The following is a 17,244-nucleotide window of genomic DNA, read 5'->3' on the forward strand; positions in this document are numbered from 1 at the left end:
CCGATCAGTTCATCGTGGGGATGACGAAGTGGTTGTCAGGAGCGGAGTCTACGGAGCGACCCTCCTGACCTGCTTCCTTCTTGCCGGAAGGCCAGCGCTGCGTCACGGTCTTGGTCTTGGTGTAAAAGCGGAAGGAGTCGGGACCGTGCTGGTTCAGGTCACCGAATCCGGAGCGCTTCCAGCCACCGAAGGTGTGGTAGGCGATCGGGACCGGGATCGGCACGTTCACGCCGACCATGCCGACGTTGACGCGAGCGGTGAAGTCACGCGCGGTGTCGCCGTCGCGGGTGAAGATGGAGACGCCGTTGCCGTACTCGTGTTCGGTCGGAAGACGCAGTGCCTCTTCGTAATCGGCAGCGCGGACCACCTGAAGGACGGGTCCGAAGATCTCTTCCTTGTAGATGCGCATGTCCGAGGTGACGTTGTCGAACAGGGTTGCGCCGGCGAAGAATCCACCTTCGTGGCCTTCGAGGGTGAAGCCGCGGCCGTCGACGACTGCCGTTGCGCCCTCGTCGATGCCGATCTGCACGTAGTTGTTGACGCGGTCGAGGGCATCCTGGCAAACGAGCGGTCCGAAATCGACGCCTTCGTCGTCACTGCGACCGATCTTGAGCTTCGCGACGCGCTCCTTCAGCTTCGCGACAAGAGCGTCCGCGGTCTCCTCGCCGACGGGAACGGCAACCGAGATGGCCATGCAACGCTCGCCGGCGCTGCCGTAGCCTGCACCGATCAGGGCGTCGGCAACCTCGTCGAGGTCCGCGTCCGGCATGACGATCGCATGGTTCTTGGCGCCACCGAAGCACTGTGCGCGCTTGCCGTGAGCTGCGGCCGTCTCGTAGATGTACTGAGCGATCGGCGTGGAGCCGACGAAGCCGACGGCTTTGATGCGGTCGTCGGTGAGCAGGACGTCGACAACTTCCTTGTCACCGTTGACCACGTTGAACACACCTGCGGGCAGTCCTGCTTCGAGGAACAGCTCGGCCAGGCGCAGCGGGACGGAGGGGTCACGCTCGGAGGGCTTGAGGATGAAGGCGTTACCGGCGGCGAGGGCGGGGCCGGCCTTCCACAGCGGGATCATCGCGGGGAAGTTGAAGGGCGTGATGCCGGCAACGACGCCGAGCGGCTGACGCATGGAGTACACGTCGATGCCGGTGCCGGCACTCTCGGTGAATTCACCCTTGAGCAGGTGCGGAGCGCCGACGGCGAACTCGATGACCTCGAGGCCACGCTGGATGTCGCCCTTGGCGTCGGCGACGGTCTTGCCGTGCTCGGACGAGAGGAGGCGGGCCAGAGAATCCATCTCGGCCTGGGCGAGCTGCAGGAACTTCATCAGCACGCGGGCACGCTTCTGCGGGTTGAACGCTGCCCACACCTGCTGCGCCTCTTCGGCATTGGCGATGATGGCTTCGGTCTCGGCCTTGCTCGCGAGGGGAACGCGGGCCTGCACCTTGCCGGTGTTGGGATCGAACACGTCCGCAAATCGATCAGATGTCCCGGGAACACGCTTGCCACCGACGAAGTGCGTCAACTCGTGAACCGTCGCATTTTCAACCATTGTGCTAACCCGTTCCTTGCTCGTATGGACCGCCCAGGAGGCAGCAGTGAATATGTCTACCATCCTATAGTTGGATGTCCATGTATGTCTAGAGCCCAAGGGCTGTGCGCCTTTAATAACCGCGGGGGGTTAATAAAGGCGCACAGCGCGGAGCGCGGCCGCCGCTTCCTGCGCGACTACTGCATCGGTGACGTCGTATCCGTCCGATCCCCCACCAGGTCCGCCGGAAACTGCGACAACCTTGCGCGCCGAGAGATGCACCGCATCGACGCCGACGGCAGCGATTGCCGGGATGTCGTCGACGGTTATTCCGCCACCGGCCATGATCTGGATCCGGCCCGCGGCATGTTCGACCATTCGACCGATCTCGTCGAGTCCCTCACTGCAAGTGTCCGCACCCCCGGACGTCAGCACGCGGGTCACGCCCAGGTCGATCAGTTCGTCCAGCGCGGTCAGACGGTCGGTCACCACGTCCATCGCACGATGTACTGTCACCTCGACTCTCGCCCGGTCCACGCATCCGATGATGCGGCGCAGCACGACGGTGTCGATCGAGTTGTCTTCTGTCAGCGCGCCGATCACGATGCCGGACGCTCCACCGGCCACAGCAGCATGTACGTCGTGCTCCATCACCCACACTTCGTCGGGTGAGAACACAAAACCTCCGGCGCGCGGACGGATCAGCGGGTGTACCGCGATCCCCACTTCCGTCGCAGCCTCGATCACTCCGATGCTGGGCGTCAATCCCCCCGTCGGGCCGAGTGCCGCACACAACTCGACTCGAGTCGCTCCCACCGAACGCGCGATCCTCGCCCCCCGCACGTCCTGCACAGCCAGCTCCAGGACCGTCATGTCAGAAGGACTGCCACGACGGCTTGTGTTCGAGCGCATACCGGTAGTAGTCGGCAAGTTTGAGTGAACTGGCCGCAGCTTCGTCGATGACGACGGTGACATGGCGATGCAATTGCATCACCGAAGCCGGGCAGAAAGCAGACAACGGACCTTCGACGGCAGCGGCGATCGCGTCAGCCTTGCCTTCTCCGGTCGCGATCATCACCAGATGCCTTGCATCGCTGATGGTTCCGAGACCCTGGGTGAGCACATGGTGTGGGACGTCGTCCACACTGTCGAAGAAGCGTGCGTTGTCGATCCGGGTCTGCTCGGTCAACGTCTTCACGCGAGTTCTCGAGGTCAACGACGATCCGGGCTCATTGAAGCCGATGTGACCGTCGGTGCCGATGCCGAGCAACTGCACGTCCACTCCCCCGGCCGCAGCGATGCTCTGGTCGTACCGGGCGATCTCCTGCTCCGGGCACGGCGCTTCACCGTTGGGACTGGACACCATCGCCGGATCCAGGTTGACGTGATCGACGAACTCCGAGCGAATCACCGAGTAGTACGACTGCGGATGGCGTTTCGGCAATCCCAGGTACTCGTCGAGCAGGAATGCCCGAGCCAGCGAGAAGTCGAGTTCGGCGTCGCGATGCCTCGCTGCCAGTTCACGATAGGTTCCGATCGGCGACGACCCCGTTGCGAGACCGAGCGTCGTCGCCCCGGCTCTGACGTAGCCTTCGACGATGTCCGCGACGGTCGAGTCGACCTCCGCGGGTGTCGGCTGAATTACGATTTCCATGATTTTTCCTTTCCGGCGACTCTTCCGCCGAGTAGTACACGCCCCAGGCGCAATTGACGATCGGTGACCACGATGTCGGCTCGGCAGCCCACGGCCAGCGATCCGATCAGGTCGCCGAGTCCCAGCAGACGCGCTGGGCTCCGAGTTGCCGCTGCGACAGCGTCTTCCAGCGCAACGCCGCCGTCGAAGACGGTGCTGCGCAGCACGTCGAGCAACCTCGCGGTCCCTCCGGCGATCGCGCCGGCCGAGCCGTCGGTCGTCGCGAGCCGTGCGACGCCCGCCTGTACGGTGACGTCGAGCGCACCGAGTTGGTAGTCGCCGTCGTCCATTCCCGCAGCGGCCATCGAATCGCTGACCAAGGCGATCTGGTCCGGTCCGACAGCGTCGAAGACCATCGACACGGTCTCGGGCGCAAGATGCACACCGTCTGCGATCAGTTCCACCACCATCTCGCCTCTCGCGGCAGCCGCCAGGCACGCCGCGACGGGACCCGGAGATCGATGGTGCAGGGGCGGCATCCCGTTGAAGAGGTGGGTCGCGCTGATCTGTCCGGCCCAATCCCCGTGCACCGCAGCATCGATGCGCGCCGACGTCGTTGCCGCGTCGGCATCGGTGTGACCGAAACTCGGCACGATGTTGCGATGACGCATGATCGCGAGCAACTCTTCGAAATTTTCGGTCTCGGGCGCCAAGGTCATGGACCGCACGGTCCCCCGCGCAGCGTCACACACGGCTTCGAGCAGATCCGGATCACCGGGAATGATCGCTGCCGGATCCTGGGCACCGCAGCGGACGCCGTTGATGAACGGCCCCTCGAGGTGGATACCCAGAAGTTCTCCGCGTTCGACCAGATCAGCGAGCATCGTTGCTTGTCGCACCAGATCTGCGCGCGGTGCGGAGACCAGGCTGGCCAGCATTCCGGTCGTGCCGTGCTCGCAATGGTGCGCCGCCGCGCGGCTCGCTCCATCGGCGTCGGTGTTCGGGAAACCAGCACCCGCGGCGCCGTGGCTGTGGACATCGATCAAGCCGGGCATGATCACCGCGTCGGTGCGTTCCGGAATGACGACGACGGGTGTGGACGCCACATAGTCCGCAGCCGAGCCGACCCAACTGATCTTTTCGCCGTCCACGACGACGACTCCGTCGTGAATCTTCCCGGCCGGAGATCCGATCACAGTTCCCCGCAATACGATCGGATCGCCGACAGCAGCCGAGCCTGATGTACTCATGCCGACTCGCGAATCCGCGCGACGGCCGCTCTACCCTCGATCGGGTTTCGCGCGCCCCGCGCCGCCGCGGCCATGTCCTTGCACACCGCCAGATCGAGAGAGGCCAGTTGCGCGCGAACTGCGCCCAATGCCGGGACCGACATCGACAGACTCGTCACGCCAAAACCGACCAGAACCGGAGCCAACAGCGGGTCAGACGCGGATTCTCCGCACACACCAACAGGTTTTCCGGCATCGGCGCCCGCCTGACCGACCATCGCGATCAGATCGAGGACCGCCGGCTGCCACGGATCGAGCAGTTGCGCCAGGCCTCCGGCCATACGATCCACGGCGCAGGTGTACTGGCTCAGATCATTGGTACCGATACTGACAAAATCGAGGTGCTCGAGGATATCCTTCGCCCGCAACGCTGCAGCTGGAACCTCGATCATCGCTCCGACCTTGCCGATCCCCCGCGAACGCGCAAGTTCTGCAAAGTCCTTCGCCTCGTCGGCCGTAGCTACCATCGGCGCCATGACCCACAGATCGGCACCCGTCGCATTGCCTGCCGCCGCGAGGGCGTCGAGCTGGCTGATGAGCGTGTCGGGATAAACCGTGCCGACACGGAGCCCGCGGATACCAAGGGCCGGATTCTCCTCGACCCCGAGATCGAGAAACGGCAACGGCTTGTCCGAACCCGAATCGAGAGTGCGGACCACCACCTTCTGTCCGGCGAAGTGCCCGAGCACCGACGCGTACGTCTGTGCTTGCTCCTCCACCGACGGTGCGTCGTGACGCCCGAGATACGAGAATTCGGTACGAAACAGTCCGACGCCCTCGCAATCCGCCGCTCCGGCCCGCGCGGCGTCCTCGAGGGTTCCGATGTTGGCCGACAACCTCACCGCGAACCCGTCACGCGTGCGTCCTGGACCCTGTGCCGAAGCCGACTGCTCTGCCACGAACGATGCTTCGAGGACTGCGCGCTCGCGCGTTTCTGCCGAGGGATCGATGGTGACCGTCCCGGTGGTGCCGTCGAGGATGAGAAGTTTCCCCTCCGCCAGCAGATCGGTTCCCGAGCAGTTGACCACGGCCGGGATTCCGAGCGACTTCGCCAAGATAGCCGTATGGCTGGTCGGACCTCCTTCGGCAGTCAACAATCCGACCACGTCACTGGTGCCCAGCGTCGCCGTATCCGCCGGAGCGAGGTCGCGCGCCACCAGTATGTACGGGTAACCGGGAGTGGGGATTCCGGGCATCGGCTCCCCGCGAAGAACGGCCACGGCTCGCTGCCCGAGATCGCGCAGATCGGTTGCCCGTTCGGCCATGTACCCGCCGAGCGCCGTGAGCTTTTCACAGAAGGCGTCGAAGGCGACTGCGACGGCGTGTGCGGTCGGCAGCCCCGATTCCAGGTTCGCCTTGGCCGCCTTCACGATGCCCGCGTCGCGCGCCATCGCAGCCGACGTCGTCAGGATCTCCGCGGAGACGCCCTCGACTGTCTTTGCACGCGAGAGCAGTTCCTCCGCGACGGCGTCCAGTGCCTCACGGATCCTGATCAGCTCCGCCTCGGGACTGCCCGTGATCGGGTCCGCCGCCGAGGTCGGCTCAGGCGTGGAGAATCGCAACCACGGCGCGCAGACCGAACCCGCGCTCACTCCGATACCCGCGATGCGGTTGTCCACACTCGCCGTCATCAGGCTTCGTCCAGTTCGGATGCGAGAAGCTCTGCGAGCGAACCGACCGCAGCGTCGGCGCCGTCACCGTCAGCACGCAAGGTCACCGAATCCCCGAATGCTGCACCGAGAGTCATGACAGACAACATGCTGGAGGCATCGACGGGTTCACCGTCGCCGAGCGCGATGGTGACGTCTACCGGTAGATCGGCTGCGGCGCGCGCGAAGAGCGCTGCGGGTCGTGCGTGGAGTCCGACGCGGGATCCGATTGTCGTGGTTGCGATCGCCATGTTCAGCGTCCTTCCAGTTCCTTGTCGAGCTTGTTTTCCAGTTCGGCGACGAGCGGGGCGTCGGTGCGGCTGTCACCTTCGGCAGCCAGTGCCAGTTCGGCCTCGAGCAGCGCTGGGTCGGGCTCACCTGCGGCCACCTCGACCTCTTCTTCTCGTCCTGGCGTGCGCAGATTCCACTTCTTGATGACGAAGCTGAAAAGGAAGTAGTAGATCACGGCGTAGCCGAGTCCGATCGGGATCAACATCCATGCGTTGGTTGCCTTGCCGAAGTTCAACACGTAGTCGAAGAAGCCTGCGGAGAACGTGAATCCGTCGTGAATCCCGAGCGCATTGACCAAGGCCATCGACGTTCCGGTCAGGAGCGAGTGGATGACGTACAGGGGCCACGCGACGAACATGAAGGAGAATTCGAGCGGCTCGGTGATACCGGTGAGGAATGCGGTCAGGCCGGTGGAGAGCATGATGCCGCCGACGAGCTTCTTCTGAGAAGGCTTGGCGTTGCGCCAGATTGCGAAGGCTGCAGCGGGGAGGGCGAACATCATGATCGGGAAGAAGCCGGTCATGAACGTACCGGCGGAGGGGTCGCCGGCGAAGAACCGGTTGAGGTCACCGCGAACGATCTGACCGCTCGCGTCCTGGTAGTCGCCGATCAGGAACCACACGGCGGAGTTCAAGATGTGGTGCAGGCCCGTGGGGATCAGGAGGCGGTTCGCTGCGCCGTAAATGCCGCCGCCCACAACGGTATTGGAAGCAACTGCTTCACCGACCCAGTTGAGGCCGGAGTTGAACAAGGGGTACACGAATGCCATCAGGACACCGACCACAAGACCGGTGATCGCTGTCAGGATGGGAACGAGCCTGCGCCCGTTGAAGAACCCGAGATAATCGGGAAGCTTCGTTCGATAGAACCGCTGCCACAAGATCGCCGACAGCAAGCCCATCACGATACCGGCGAGCACACCGTAGTTGATCAGGGATTGATCCCCGTTCGGGTCCGTCTTCCCTTCGAGGACGATCGGCGACATCGCCTTGAACACGCCGTCGATCACCATGTAGCCGACGACGGCTGCCAAGGCAGTCGATCCGTCGGCCTTCTTGGCCCAGCCGATCGCGATACCGACGGCGAAGATCAGCGGCAGCCACGTGAAGACTGCTTGTCCTGCCGCAGAGATCACTGCAGCAGCACTGTGCATCGAACTGAATCGCCCGAGCAGGTCGTCCTGGCCGAGGCGGAGCAAGATTCCCGCAGCCGGCAGAACGGCGATCGGAAGCATCAAGCTTCGGCCGAGGCGTTGAACCCCGGCGAACACTTTCGATTCCTTCTTCGGGGTGTCTTCGAGAGTCATCAAGGACCTTCTTCGTTCGCCGGGCCGCGTCGCGATCGGCCGCTGGTTCTGGAAATTCGGGTGTCGTACACGTGCAGGTTTCGTGAAAATGCAGGTCACGGTTCTTGCTCGGAAGTGAGGCCGAAACCGTTTTGTCGAAACTGTTGTGGAGCCGGACTTCCAACGGGTACTGTCCGGTCATAACCAGTTGTAGTTTTACCTGGTGGAGGCGAGTTGTCAACACCCAAATGTGACATACGTAACCGGGATAGCCTTGACCAGCAACTAGTCAGCCCACCTGTACGACCGTTCAACGATCACGACCAACCCGACAATCAGGAGCAGCAAATGTCGAAAGCGGAAGCAATCATCAAGGGCCTCGGCGGCGCAGAGAACATCGTCGAGATCGAGGCTTGCATCACCCGCCTGCGTACCGAGGTCAAGGACGGAGCGAAGGTGAACGAGTCCGCTCTCAAGGCTGCCGGCGCACACGGCGTGCTCAAAGCCGGAACGGTTGTCCAGGTCATCGTCGGGCCCGAGGCCGACACCCTTGCCGAGGACATCGAGGACATCCTGTGACGGTCGTCCTCGCCCCGCTGCCCGGCCGGGTCGTCGCACTCGCGGACGTCCCGGACCCGGTGTTCGCTCAGCAGATGGTCGGCTCGGGCGTCGCGATCGAACCCGCCCGCGGTCAAGGCCCGCTCACGGTCGTGGCGCCGATCAGCGGAAAGATCCTGAAACTGCACCCCCACGCGTTTGTGATCTTCGGCGAGAAGGCCACCGGCGTGCTGGTCCATATCGGCATCGACACGGTCAAGCTGGAAGGCGACGGATTCACGCTCATCGCCGCCGAGGGTGACACCGTCGATGCGGGTGATCCCATTGTCAGCTTCGATCCAGCGCACATCGACACGACCGGCTACTCGGCGATCTGCCCGGTTGTCGTAATGGATTCCAAACCGGACACCGTCGAATCCCCTTCCGTCGGTAGGGACGTCACCACTGGCGACACTCTGTTCGACTGGTCGGCGTAGCGCAAAGGGCGAGCACACCGGAAGGTGTGCTCGCCCTTTCGCTTCGAACGATGACTATTGGTCGCCGCGCGTTTTGGGCCGCGCTTGGCCCTGGACTTCCATCTGCAACTGGTAGCGGTCGGATCGGTACCAACTGCGAGTGTGCTCGACCGGTGCGATCTCGCTGAACGACACTCGATCGAAGTACAGAACCGGAGCGCCCTTACGAGTGCCCAGGAGAGTCGCGATCTCCGTACTGGCACCATCTGCACTGACTGTCTGCTCTGCCCGATCGATCGGCTTGTCGTACTTGTCGGCGGTTGCCCGATAGATCGAACCCGTCAAGTCCATGTCGAGTAAACCCGGCAACAGTTCGGGATTGAACCAGCCGTCGTCCACGCTCACCGGCTCGCCGTCGGCAAGGCGCAAGCGCTTGACGTGGTAACCGTCGGAACCCGGTCGCATATTCAGTGCGGCAGCAGTGTTTTCGGGGACCGGCCCCTGTTCGCTGACCAGGACCACTGTCGTGGGGTGATGCCCCTGGGCGCGCATTTCCTCGGTGAAGGATGCAAGGTGCAGCTTGGATTGGACAGCACGGTGCGCAACGAAGGTTCCCTTGCCACGCACGCGAACGAGGTGTCCGTCATTGACCAGTTGCCCGATTGCCTCGCGAACGGTGATCCGACTGACGCCGTAGTCCTGCATCAGGTTTCGCTCGCTGGTCATCAAGTCGCCAGGCTGGAGTTCTTGGGTGCACTTGCGCAGGAGAATGGTGCGCAACTGTTCGTGTTTGGGTATTGCGCTGTCGCGCAAATGAACGGGCATCACAGCGACTGTCCCTCCGAGAAATGAATAGTCGTCTATTCGCCGACGACAACGACCTGAAATCGCAGGCAGGTCCCGACCGGACCGGTCCAATTAACGATACTGGAATTTACGACAGGAAACTAGCACCAGTCCGGAGTTGTCCGATTTCAACCGTCCAACCGTCGGTAGATGGACCGTATTTCGTCCAAGGCGACGTTCTGCTGAGCCATGTCCAATCCCAATGCCGCAACCGCCTCGCGCAACCGCCTGATATCCAGATCGTCGATCGCCGCGCGAAAAGGCACCTTCGGTAGCGCAGGGAGGGCAGCCGCGATTCCGAACCAATTCTCGACGTCCACCCAAACAGTCGACTCGTCTTCCACTCCCCCGATCAACTGCTCCAGGTCGACCCCGCGAAGTCTCAGCAACCTGAGCGGATCGGTGTCGATTCGCTCCGCGGTCAAGAACGCCACGGCCGCAGCGTGTTTGCACGGCCAACCGACATCGGGGCAGGTGCAGTCGAAGCGAAAAGCCGACGGGCCGTCCGGTATCAGTTGAGCAGCAAGCATGTCCGGGACAACGCCGGACACCAGTGCGGCAAGACTTCCCGGCACGCGGCGGATCTTGGTGATGATGTCGTCGATATCCGATTGGTCAAGGGTGTCGATCGACAGCGTGGAAACGAACGGTTGAAGTTGGCTGCCCTGAACCTCGGCCGTCACCACTCCTGGTTCGATGTCGAGCGCCAAGACCTGACCCGAACGCGCATACGTACGCCCACGCGTGACACGAGGTTTGTCGCCGATCTCTTCGACGACCCGAACAAAAGCCTTGCCCCAGAACGTCCTCCCGAACGCTGGACGAGGCTTGACCGGCGCGGGTGCTCGCCGTCGAGGCCCGGTGTACTCACTGAAATCGGGGCCTTTACCGCGCGGACTCATTCGCCCACCGCGTCGTCGCCGAGTCGCAACAACTCGTCCAGTTGCTCGACGCTCATCTCCGTCACCCAGTTCTCACCGGTCCCGACTGCAAGTTCGGCGAGTTCACTTTTACTCGCGATCATCGTGTCGATTCGCTCTTCCAAGGTTCCGACGCACACCATCTTGCGTACCTGAACGTTCTTTCTCTGACCGATGCGGAAGACACGGTCCGTCGCCTGGTTCTCTACCGCCGGGTTCCACCATCTGTCGAGGTGAACCACATGGTTGGCCGCCGTGAGATTCAGACCCGTGCCGCCGGCCTTGAGCGAGAGCACCATGATGGGCGGGCCGCCTACACCTTGGAATGCCTCGACCATGGCGTCGCGCCCGGCTTTCGACACTCCGCCGTGGAGAAACGGAACTTCGGTGGTGAACCGGTCGGCCAGGTACGGCACCACCAATTCGCCGAACTCACGAAACTGTGTGAACAACAGAACCTTCTCGTCGTCGCCGATGACCGACTCGACGATGTCCTCGACCAGTCCGAGCTTTCCCGAACGGTGTTGCCCGCGGCGCATCACCGGCGAACCGTCGCGCAGGAAGTGCGCGGGATGATTGCACACCTGTTTGAGTTTGGTCAGCGCAGACAGGACGGCGCCCTTGCGCTTCATCCCTTCCGTCCCCTTGATCTGCGCCATCATCTCGTCCACCACGGCGCGGTACAACGCGGCCTGCTCTTCGCTGAGATTCGCTCGAACCGTCATCTCCAACTTCTCCGGGAGATCCGCGATCACGGCGGGATCGGTCTTCACGCGCCGCAGCACAAAGGGGGACGTGACGGCTCGCAGTCGCGAGACGGCAAGCTGATCTTTTTCCCGCTCGATCGGTACGACAAACCTTTTGCGGAACATCTGCTCCGAGCCGAGTACACCGCGATTGGCAAAATCGAGGATTGACCGCAGCTCGTCCAGTCGGTTCTCCACCGGCGTTCCGGTCAGAGCAACGCGATGATCCGCGGGGATGCTGCGAGCAGCGCGGGCCTGAGATGTCTTGGCGTTCTTGATGTGTTGAGCCTCGTCGAGCACTACGCGCCGCCAGTCGAGATCCTTGAGGGCCGCGACGTCGCGGGTCATGAGCGCGTAGGTGGTGATCACGAGGTCACTCTCACGAACTGCCTGTTCCAACTCCGCCCCGGTAGCGCGATCCGAACCGTGATGAACGTAGACGCGCAAGCTCGGCACGAATCGCGCCGATTCACGCTGCCAGTTACCCACAACCGACATCGGGCACACCAAAAGGGTTGCTGTCTTGGACTTCTCGTGCGCAAGTAACGCCAACAGTTGCAGCGTCTTACCCAGACCCATGTCGTCGGCCAGAACAGCGCCGAGCCCGAGAGCACTCATGTACGCCAACCAGTCGAGACCGCGTCGTTGATACGGACGCAAAGTCGCGTTGACCGTCGACGGTACCGCCACCTGCCGCGGAGCCACCGACTGGTCGAGCAGTGCCGAGGCCCATCCGGTTGCTTTCACTTCCTCGACCGGCAGGTCTTTGAGGTCGTCGGCGATCAAGTCCTTGATCAGATCGACGATCGCTCGGTCCCCGCTCGAATGCCGCTGACTGACAAAACGAGCCGCGCGGGCCAGGACGTCTTTGTCCGCCTGAACCCACTCGCCGCGCAACTGGACCAGATCGGACTTCGCATCGACGAGTCGGGTCATTTCCTCGGCGGTGAGTACCTTGTCTCCGAGCGCCAATTCCCAATCGTATTCCAGCAATTGGTCCATACCGACCGTACGATTCTCCGCAACGATCGGAGATGCCGCCGAGGTCACGCGCACACGCAGGGATGGAGACACCACGTTCCATGCGCGAGGAAGCAGCAGCGTGATCCCTCGCTCTCGCAGGACAATCGCGCCGTGACCGACCAGGTCCATCACGACAGGTGTGGGCAGCAACAGGTCGAGGCTGTCCTCGTCGCGCGGCACGTCGCGAAAACGTGGGTAAGCCTTGATTGCGTCTTCGAGCTTGCGGCTGCCGAGCTGGATACGTTTGGGATCTGCCCGGTGCAGTCGAACACGTTCGGGCGCTTCACCTTCAGGACGCAAACACACTTGCAGACGCCACAGCGCATCGTCGTCGGGATCGGAATTGTCGTCGAGTTCAGGCTCGATCAGCCGCAGAACCAAGTCCGGCTCTCCGGCGGTGAACGTCGACCCCCATTCGGCGAGTCCCTCGGCCGCTCGTACCGACACGTCGTCGAAAGCGTCCCCGGACAACACGGCCTGCCACAGCGGGGTCTGCACCACCGGATGTGAGTCCCCGAGAGCACGACGAACGATCGGGTCCGTGAGTTCGTTCGTGATGTCTTCGATCGTCGCCCTCGGCGAACCGACCGCCCGCTGCACCGGCGGCATCGCCACTACCAATTCGCCGATCCAGGCGCGCTGGCGTTCCCCCACCGACAACTGCCAGCGTGGCCACCAACTTCCTTCAGCCCGCGTCAGTGCGGGGACCACCCGTCCGGCGCGCACCCAACGGTCTATTCCTCGCGCCACATGTACGAGAAAGTGCAGGTCTCCCGCAATTCGCTGATCGTCGGCCTTGAACCGCAGCAGGAGATCGACTGCGTCCGGCGGCGCTAACGCAACAGCTGCGTACTCACTCTGCAAAGGCCCGCCAGGTACGGGCGGCATAGCGACATTCACACGATGACGGAACTTGCGATGCAGGACAGCACTGACCGGATCACGGGGATCGTCGGTCCCGGCACCGTCGTGCCCGTCGACCCACAGTTTGAGCCCCGATCCCGGTGACCAGAGTCCATGCAGCATCCGACCATCCAATCAGGTGCCACCGACACCACTTCCCGCCTACCGGGCAATAGGCTGGCAGGCATGACGACGGCATACGGCTTCTACCGTTGCGCTAAGTCTCCCATATAGACTCAAACCAGAGGGAATAGGCAGGTCAAGCACCCTGTTAATTCCGTCACGAGACCGGGTATCACGACGTAATGAGTCCACAGGAAGTCCGAAATCTGCCCTACGACGCTCCGCGTGAGAGGCAGATCGTTCGCTCAAGCGGCGAAATAGTGATGGTTCAGGTGACAGGCCAATTCGTCAAACTGGAAACTGGTCGAGGGAACTCTCACATCGTCGGATTCACATTGTTACACGACGGGAGAGAGACGACACTGAGTCAGCTACAGCTGGATTGGGGCGATGATCGAATCGAACTGGAGAACTGGCCCGAGTTAGAACTCTAACGGGGTACACCCCAAAACGCTTGCACCCCTGCTGGCTTCGGCTTGCGGGGGTGCATTTTTGTGCACATATTGAAATGCCGAGATCGCGTGCATCTACCAGGGCAGCTTGCCGGTGTTCAGCCAGACGAAGAACACGTCCAGCGCAACCCCGAGAGGCCCGAGCCAGAGTCCGTAAGGTGTCATCTTCGCCCCCTAGTAGCAGTAGCCGCCGAGCCAGCATGGCGCGTTATCGCGAACCCAGACACGAATATCGTCCGGAATCAGCCCGTAGGGCATCAGCCACCAGATCAATGGGAAATCCATTTCGGTCACCTTTCCAACTCTCAGGCCGTCACTCGACGCTAGCCCGCGAGAGTTGACGACGGGAAGGGTTCGGACTTTATATATTGAATTGCCGACAGACAAAAGAACCGCCCACCTCGCAGGAAGTCGAGAGGGGCGGTTCTTTGTGTGCGGTGATGGGCCGCGTGCTGGTGATCCCAAAGATGACAGTCAAACGAGAACTGAACCAACGCCCCCGAGTGTACTCGTTAGCTGCGCTAAGGGCCTGGACTTATTGAAGCGCCGAGAGTGCGCGCATGACAAAGCCCCCCAGCTTTGGAAGTAGCCGAGGGGCTTTGCCTGGCGCGGCCCGCAAGACCGCAGATTTGTGTGAGAGACGCCTCCGATTCTAGCGCCGTGTCGAGTGCGCCGTTGCCAAACCTCAACAATGGTTCAGCGTTGCACCTTCCCGCTCCCTGTGGCCTACTGCGCCGCCATGAATTTGAGCCCAATTCTGTTGCACTGCAGAAGTGTTCGGGAATCGCGTCTCTCCGCATGTGTCGCACCTGGGGCGTATAACTATCTACAAGACCAACGAAAGGACGCGCCGCCATGGCACCAAAGACACACTGCAAGAACGGACACGAGTTCACACCCGAAAATACGATCGTCAAAAAGCGTGACGGCATCCCAATTGGCAGAAATTGCAGGACATGCCAGTACGCAGCCAATGAACGCTCGATACTCCGCAGGGTTGCCGCCTACAAAGCCGAGCACGGAATCGAATCGTGAGAAGCATCGGGCAGTACGGCGGGACTCACTACGACGCCGACGAATTCACGTATCCCGTAGACGAGCCAGCGACCGACACCCCGCACTGCGCCGACGCCCGAGGTTGTCACTACAAAATTCACGCGCGCGGACTCTGCCGGAAACACTACGAAGCTCACAAGAACGCCAGGAAGGAGGAAGAGGAATCATGAGTCAGAAGAGGATGTGGACCAAGTACGAGCTGAAGACAATCCGCGACCCGCGATTGACAAAGCTCCCACGGTCGCAGCGGCTCATGTACTTCGAGGCCCTGGCTCACGCCAACGAATACGGCACCGATGGCGTGATCGAATACAGCGACCTCCGATTGTTCACCGACGCAAGCAAACCCGCGATGATCGCGCAAGCCTTTGTCGCAGCCGGACTTTGGTCAGATGTCAGTCAGAATGATGGTCAAAAGTCGGTCAGATGTCAGTCGAAACGATGGCGGATTGTCGACTTCCTGGATGAACAGTTGTCGGCAGAAGAAGTTCAGACGCGCGCCAAAAATTCCGCAATCACCACCGAGCGGAATCGACGCCACAAGGCCGGTGACCATAGTAAATGCGACCCGAAGCGATGCTGGGCTTTGCAGAATGTGACGCGTCACGACCCTGGTCACGTGACCACAGATGTGACTAGCGATGTGACGATGCACGATACGAAGCGTCACGAAACGAAGCGAAGCGAGAGTGGAGTGAGAAGCGAAGTAGAGAAGAAACCTCCGGCTCCGCCGCCCTCCGCTGGGGCTCCGGGCGCTACGCCTCCGGAAAGCAATCTCACCGGCCCGAGCGGAGAGAGATCCCCTGTGGCGACCCACCACCCTGCGGCGAAAAGAACCGCTGACGGTCGCGAATGGTTCGAGTTCTGATGAAGATCAATTTCAAATTCGAACAGGATTTCACCACCTACGGTCCGATTTACGACACTGGGAGATGGTTCGTCAGGTACAGATTGGTCGGCACCGGCAGCGACACTATTCACCTGTCCAACACGATGGAATTCATTCGGGGGTGGCTGGCCGAGGAGTTCGGAGACGAGTCGGTGCCGGGATTCGTGGAGCATGTCCCTCGTGTGGACCCCTACGTCGGCTCGGATTCGCGCGGGAACCGTGAGGTTGGACTGTGGCTGATCGTCACCACCGACCACGACATGACGGGGTGGCGCGCCCTCCCTGTGGAAATCGAAGCCGTCCAGCGGACAGTCAGCCGAGGCAAGGAATGGTTGAACGGGATGCTGAGCTTGACGGAGACCGCCAAAAACGGCCCGCGTGCGTCCGAGTGAGGGGTGGCATGAAAAAGGCCCTCAGCGGGCAACTGAGAGCCTGTTTTCGCTTACATGGTGAACAAAACCGGATTCCCGCTATCGGGATTGAAGAGTTCGCCCGGTTCATACCAGGTGACTCCCGGTAACGGATTCGTCGGAACTGTCCAGCTGACGAGCCGGTCCGTACGGGATTCGAGCGCAGCGGTCATGGTCTTTCCTCCACTGATTTTCTGCCGAGGCGGGTCTCCCGGCAACACGAATAACTATACCGGTTAGCGGACGATCGGTCCAAGCGCTCCCATGGGGGGCCACAGGGCATCTCGCTTCGCTCGACAAAGCAACTCGCTTCGCTCGCCCAAAAGCAAACGCCGTGCGCCCCTTGCGATTACAACGACAACCGAATAGTGCTTTTCCTCCCTGTGGCCGAAAACGGTTGCCGGACAACGAATGAAGGAGAAGGCAATGACCGAGAACACCACTGCATGGTTCATCCCCGACTACAAGATCGACGGGGTTACCTGGTACGAACCGGGCGAATACGTGAACTCTGAGACTGGCGAAGTCGAAGCCGATGTGATGTGCACGCTATGACCAGATCCCCTGTGGCCGAAGCGCTACGCGTGATTGTTGCACTCAAAGCCGCGCCGGGTGCCCTCACAGCGTCCGAACTGGCCGACCGGACTCAACTACCCTTGCCGATCGTTCTCGACGCTCTGGCGGCAAGTGAGGCAGCAGAACTGGTGGCCCGAGTCCCGGACAGCCGCCGAGGGTTCGCGAGTAGGTGGCGTGCTTCGGAATCGGTGTACCTATGACGGCAACGTGGAATGACCCGAGGTACGGCGAAATCACCAAACTGGACGTAACCGAGGGAACACGCCGCAAGAGATCGAAGCAACAGGACAAGGCAGCAGCCCGCCGACGCAAACTTGAATTCGCAATTGTGGAAACGCTACGGCGACACCCGAACCTGACAAGGGGAGAGATCCACAAGCAACTGACCGAGGACCGAGTGCCGGCAAGTCTGGCAGCAGTAGTGGCAGCTGTAGACAGACTGAGCACGCAGCTGAGAATCACCTACGAATTGCAAGGCACCCCAGCGGTACACGTCTACCGACCGAATGAGGGCTACTACTACGGACACAAGGACACCGAGCAATGACAGCCGCGACCATCCCATGGCTACCGGGAGAACTACCGGAATTCGAACCTACACACCTG

18 protein-coding genes are annotated in these 17,244 nt (G+C 61.8%); 7 read left to right on the plus strand and 11 right to left on the minus strand.

Going from position 1 to position 17,244, the window contains the following annotated elements; translation table 11 throughout:
- Nucleotides 1-4 precede the first annotated feature (4 nt).
- The 7 genes from BH682_RS19110 to BH682_RS19140 form a co-directional block, all read right to left on the minus strand.
- Nucleotides 5-1,555: a CoA-acylating methylmalonate-semialdehyde dehydrogenase gene (locus BH682_RS19110; protein WP_042445510.1), complete on the minus strand. Its 1,551-nt coding sequence runs from the start codon at nucleotides 1,553-1,555 to the stop codon at nucleotides 5-7.
- 129 nt (nucleotides 1,556-1,684) lie between these two features.
- Nucleotides 1,685-2,407, minus strand: coding sequence for a copper homeostasis protein CutC (locus tag BH682_RS19115; protein WP_075833746.1), 723 nt, complete (start codon nucleotides 2,405-2,407; stop codon nucleotides 1,685-1,687).
- A 1-nt stretch (nucleotide 2,408) separates the two neighbouring features.
- A complete protein-coding gene (nagB, locus tag BH682_RS19120) occupies nucleotides 2,409-3,188 on the minus strand; it encodes a glucosamine-6-phosphate deaminase (protein ID WP_075833748.1) in 780 nt (259 codons plus the stop codon).
- Nucleotides 3,176-4,417: an N-acetylglucosamine-6-phosphate deacetylase gene (locus BH682_RS19125; RefSeq protein WP_075833750.1), complete on the minus strand. Its 1,242-nt coding sequence runs from the start codon at nucleotides 4,415-4,417 to the stop codon at nucleotides 3,176-3,178. Before BH682_RS19125 ends, nagB begins: the two co-directional genes overlap by 13 nt.
- Nucleotides 4,414-6,087, minus strand: a complete 1,674-nt coding sequence (ptsP, locus tag BH682_RS19130; RefSeq protein WP_075833751.1) for a phosphoenolpyruvate--protein phosphotransferase — start codon at nucleotides 6,085-6,087, stop codon at nucleotides 4,414-4,416. The genes BH682_RS19125 and ptsP overlap by 4 nt, the downstream gene beginning before the upstream one ends.
- Nucleotides 6,087-6,356: an HPr family phosphocarrier protein gene (locus BH682_RS19135; RefSeq protein ID WP_003941322.1), complete on the minus strand. Its 270-nt coding sequence runs from the start codon at nucleotides 6,354-6,356 to the stop codon at nucleotides 6,087-6,089. Before BH682_RS19135 ends, ptsP begins: the two co-directional genes overlap by 1 nt.
- 2 nt (nucleotides 6,357-6,358) lie before the next feature.
- Nucleotides 6,359-7,702 (minus strand): PTS transporter subunit EIIC, encoded by a 1,344-nt coding sequence (locus BH682_RS19140; RefSeq protein WP_003941307.1) that lies wholly within the window; start codon nucleotides 7,700-7,702, stop codon nucleotides 6,359-6,361.
- A gap of 327 nt (nucleotides 7,703-8,029) precedes the next feature.
- On the opposite strand from BH682_RS19140, the gene BH682_RS19145 reads away from it, so the two are divergent.
- Both BH682_RS19145 and BH682_RS19150 read left to right on the plus strand, forming a co-directional pair.
- On the plus strand, nucleotides 8,030-8,260 hold the full coding sequence (locus BH682_RS19145) for a glucose PTS transporter subunit EIIB (RefSeq protein WP_003941324.1): 231 nt from the start codon (nucleotides 8,030-8,032) through the stop codon (nucleotides 8,258-8,260).
- The gene (locus tag BH682_RS19150; protein WP_063316888.1) at nucleotides 8,257-8,715 is read left to right on the plus strand and encodes a PTS sugar transporter subunit IIA; all 459 of its coding nucleotides are present in this window, start codon (nucleotides 8,257-8,259) and stop codon (nucleotides 8,713-8,715) included. The genes BH682_RS19145 and BH682_RS19150 overlap by 4 nt, the downstream gene beginning before the upstream one ends.
- Before the next feature lie 54 nt (nucleotides 8,716-8,769).
- On the opposite strand, the gene BH682_RS19155 is transcribed toward BH682_RS19150, so the two are convergent.
- From BH682_RS19155 to BH682_RS35930, 4 genes are all read right to left on the minus strand, one after another.
- Nucleotides 8,770-9,519, minus strand: a complete 750-nt coding sequence (locus tag BH682_RS19155) for a GntR family transcriptional regulator (RefSeq protein ID WP_007726130.1) — start codon at nucleotides 9,517-9,519, stop codon at nucleotides 8,770-8,772.
- Between the two features lie 149 nt (nucleotides 9,520-9,668).
- Complete coding sequence (locus BH682_RS19160; RefSeq protein ID WP_075833753.1) at nucleotides 9,669-10,442, minus strand: SWIM zinc finger family protein; 774 nt, start codon at nucleotides 10,440-10,442, stop codon at nucleotides 9,669-9,671.
- Nucleotides 10,439-13,255 (minus strand): DEAD/DEAH box helicase, encoded by a 2,817-nt coding sequence (locus tag BH682_RS19165; protein WP_075833755.1) that lies wholly within the window; start codon nucleotides 13,253-13,255, stop codon nucleotides 10,439-10,441. The genes BH682_RS19160 and BH682_RS19165 overlap by 4 nt, the downstream gene beginning before the upstream one ends.
- Before the next feature lie 1,456 nt (nucleotides 13,256-14,711).
- Complete coding sequence (locus BH682_RS35930; protein WP_157127656.1) at nucleotides 14,712-14,864, minus strand: hypothetical protein; 153 nt, start codon at nucleotides 14,862-14,864, stop codon at nucleotides 14,712-14,714.
- A 65-nt stretch (nucleotides 14,865-14,929) separates the two neighbouring features.
- Here BH682_RS35930 and BH682_RS19180 point away from each other — a divergent pair, with 65 nt between their 5' ends.
- The 5 genes from BH682_RS19180 (at nucleotide 14,930) to BH682_RS19200 (ending at nucleotide 17,185) form a co-directional block, all read left to right on the plus strand.
- Entirely contained in the window at nucleotides 14,930-15,631 is a 702-nt protein-coding gene (locus BH682_RS19180) for a hypothetical protein (RefSeq protein WP_087503884.1), read from the plus strand.
- Nucleotides 15,631-16,044 carry a hypothetical protein gene (locus tag BH682_RS19185; RefSeq protein WP_075833762.1) on the plus strand — a complete coding sequence of 138 codons (414 nt, stop codon included), beginning with the start codon at nucleotides 15,631-15,633 and terminating at the stop codon, nucleotides 16,042-16,044. The genes BH682_RS19180 and BH682_RS19185 overlap by 1 nt, the downstream gene beginning before the upstream one ends.
- Before the next feature lie 444 nt (nucleotides 16,045-16,488).
- The gene (locus tag BH682_RS37095; protein ID WP_263284183.1) at nucleotides 16,489-16,617 is read left to right on the plus strand and encodes a hypothetical protein; all 129 of its coding nucleotides are present in this window, start codon (nucleotides 16,489-16,491) and stop codon (nucleotides 16,615-16,617) included.
- Nucleotides 16,614-16,838, plus strand: coding sequence for a MarR family transcriptional regulator (locus BH682_RS19195; protein ID WP_075833766.1), 225 nt, complete (start codon nucleotides 16,614-16,616; stop codon nucleotides 16,836-16,838). Before BH682_RS37095 ends, BH682_RS19195 begins: the two co-directional genes overlap by 4 nt.
- On the plus strand, nucleotides 16,835-17,185 hold the full coding sequence (locus BH682_RS19200) for a hypothetical protein (RefSeq protein ID WP_075833768.1): 351 nt from the start codon (nucleotides 16,835-16,837) through the stop codon (nucleotides 17,183-17,185). Before BH682_RS19195 ends, BH682_RS19200 begins: the two co-directional genes overlap by 4 nt.
- Nucleotides 17,186-17,244: the final 59 nt, after the last annotated feature.

It is taken from the genome of Rhodococcus sp. YL-1, assembly GCF_001942025.1.
GTDB lineage: Bacteria > Actinomycetota > Actinomycetes > Mycobacteriales > Mycobacteriaceae > Rhodococcus_F > Rhodococcus_F qingshengii.

What these genes read in the sequence shown, in the direction of transcription:
- BH682_RS19110 (WP_042445510.1), bottom strand. Translation starts at nt 1,555, where the DNA reads ATGGTTGAAAATGCGACGGTTCACGAGTTGACGCACTTCGTCGGTGGC.
- BH682_RS19115 (WP_075833746.1), bottom strand. Translation starts at nt 2,407, where the DNA reads ATGACGGTCCTGGAGCTGGCTGTGCAGGACGTGCGGGGGGCGAGGATC.
- nagB (WP_075833748.1), bottom strand. Translation starts at nt 3,188, where the DNA reads ATGGAAATCGTAATTCAGCCGACACCCGCGGAGGTCGACTCGACCGTC.
- BH682_RS19125 (WP_075833750.1), bottom strand. Translation starts at nt 4,417, where the DNA reads ATGAGTACATCAGGCTCGGCTGCTGTCGGCGATCCGATCGTATTGCGG.
- ptsP (WP_075833751.1), bottom strand. Translation starts at nt 6,087, where the DNA reads ATGACGGCGAGTGTGGACAACCGCATCGCGGGTATCGGAGTGAGCGCG.
- BH682_RS19135 (WP_003941322.1), bottom strand. Translation starts at nt 6,356, where the DNA reads ATGGCGATCGCAACCACGACAATCGGATCCCGCGTCGGACTCCACGCA.
- BH682_RS19140 (WP_003941307.1), bottom strand. Translation starts at nt 7,702, where the DNA reads ATGACTCTCGAAGACACCCCGAAGAAGGAATCGAAAGTGTTCGCCGGG.
- BH682_RS19145 (WP_003941324.1), top strand. Translation starts at nt 8,030, where the DNA reads ATGTCGAAAGCGGAAGCAATCATCAAGGGCCTCGGCGGCGCAGAGAAC.
- BH682_RS19155 (WP_007726130.1), bottom strand. Translation starts at nt 9,519, where the DNA reads ATGCCCGTTCATTTGCGCGACAGCGCAATACCCAAACACGAACAGTTG.
- BH682_RS19160 (WP_075833753.1), bottom strand. Translation starts at nt 10,442, where the DNA reads ATGAGTCCGCGCGGTAAAGGCCCCGATTTCAGTGAGTACACCGGGCCT.
- BH682_RS19165 (WP_075833755.1), bottom strand. Translation starts at nt 13,255, where the DNA reads ATGCTGCATGGACTCTGGTCACCGGGATCGGGGCTCAAACTGTGGGTC.
- BH682_RS19180 (WP_087503884.1), top strand. Translation starts at nt 14,930, where the DNA reads ATGAGTCAGAAGAGGATGTGGACCAAGTACGAGCTGAAGACAATCCGC.
- BH682_RS19185 (WP_075833762.1), top strand. Translation starts at nt 15,631, where the DNA reads ATGAAGATCAATTTCAAATTCGAACAGGATTTCACCACCTACGGTCCG.
- BH682_RS37095 (WP_263284183.1), top strand. Translation starts at nt 16,489, where the DNA reads ATGACCGAGAACACCACTGCATGGTTCATCCCCGACTACAAGATCGAC.
- BH682_RS19195 (WP_075833766.1), top strand. Translation starts at nt 16,614, where the DNA reads ATGACCAGATCCCCTGTGGCCGAAGCGCTACGCGTGATTGTTGCACTC.
- BH682_RS19200 (WP_075833768.1), top strand. Translation starts at nt 16,835, where the DNA reads ATGACGGCAACGTGGAATGACCCGAGGTACGGCGAAATCACCAAACTG.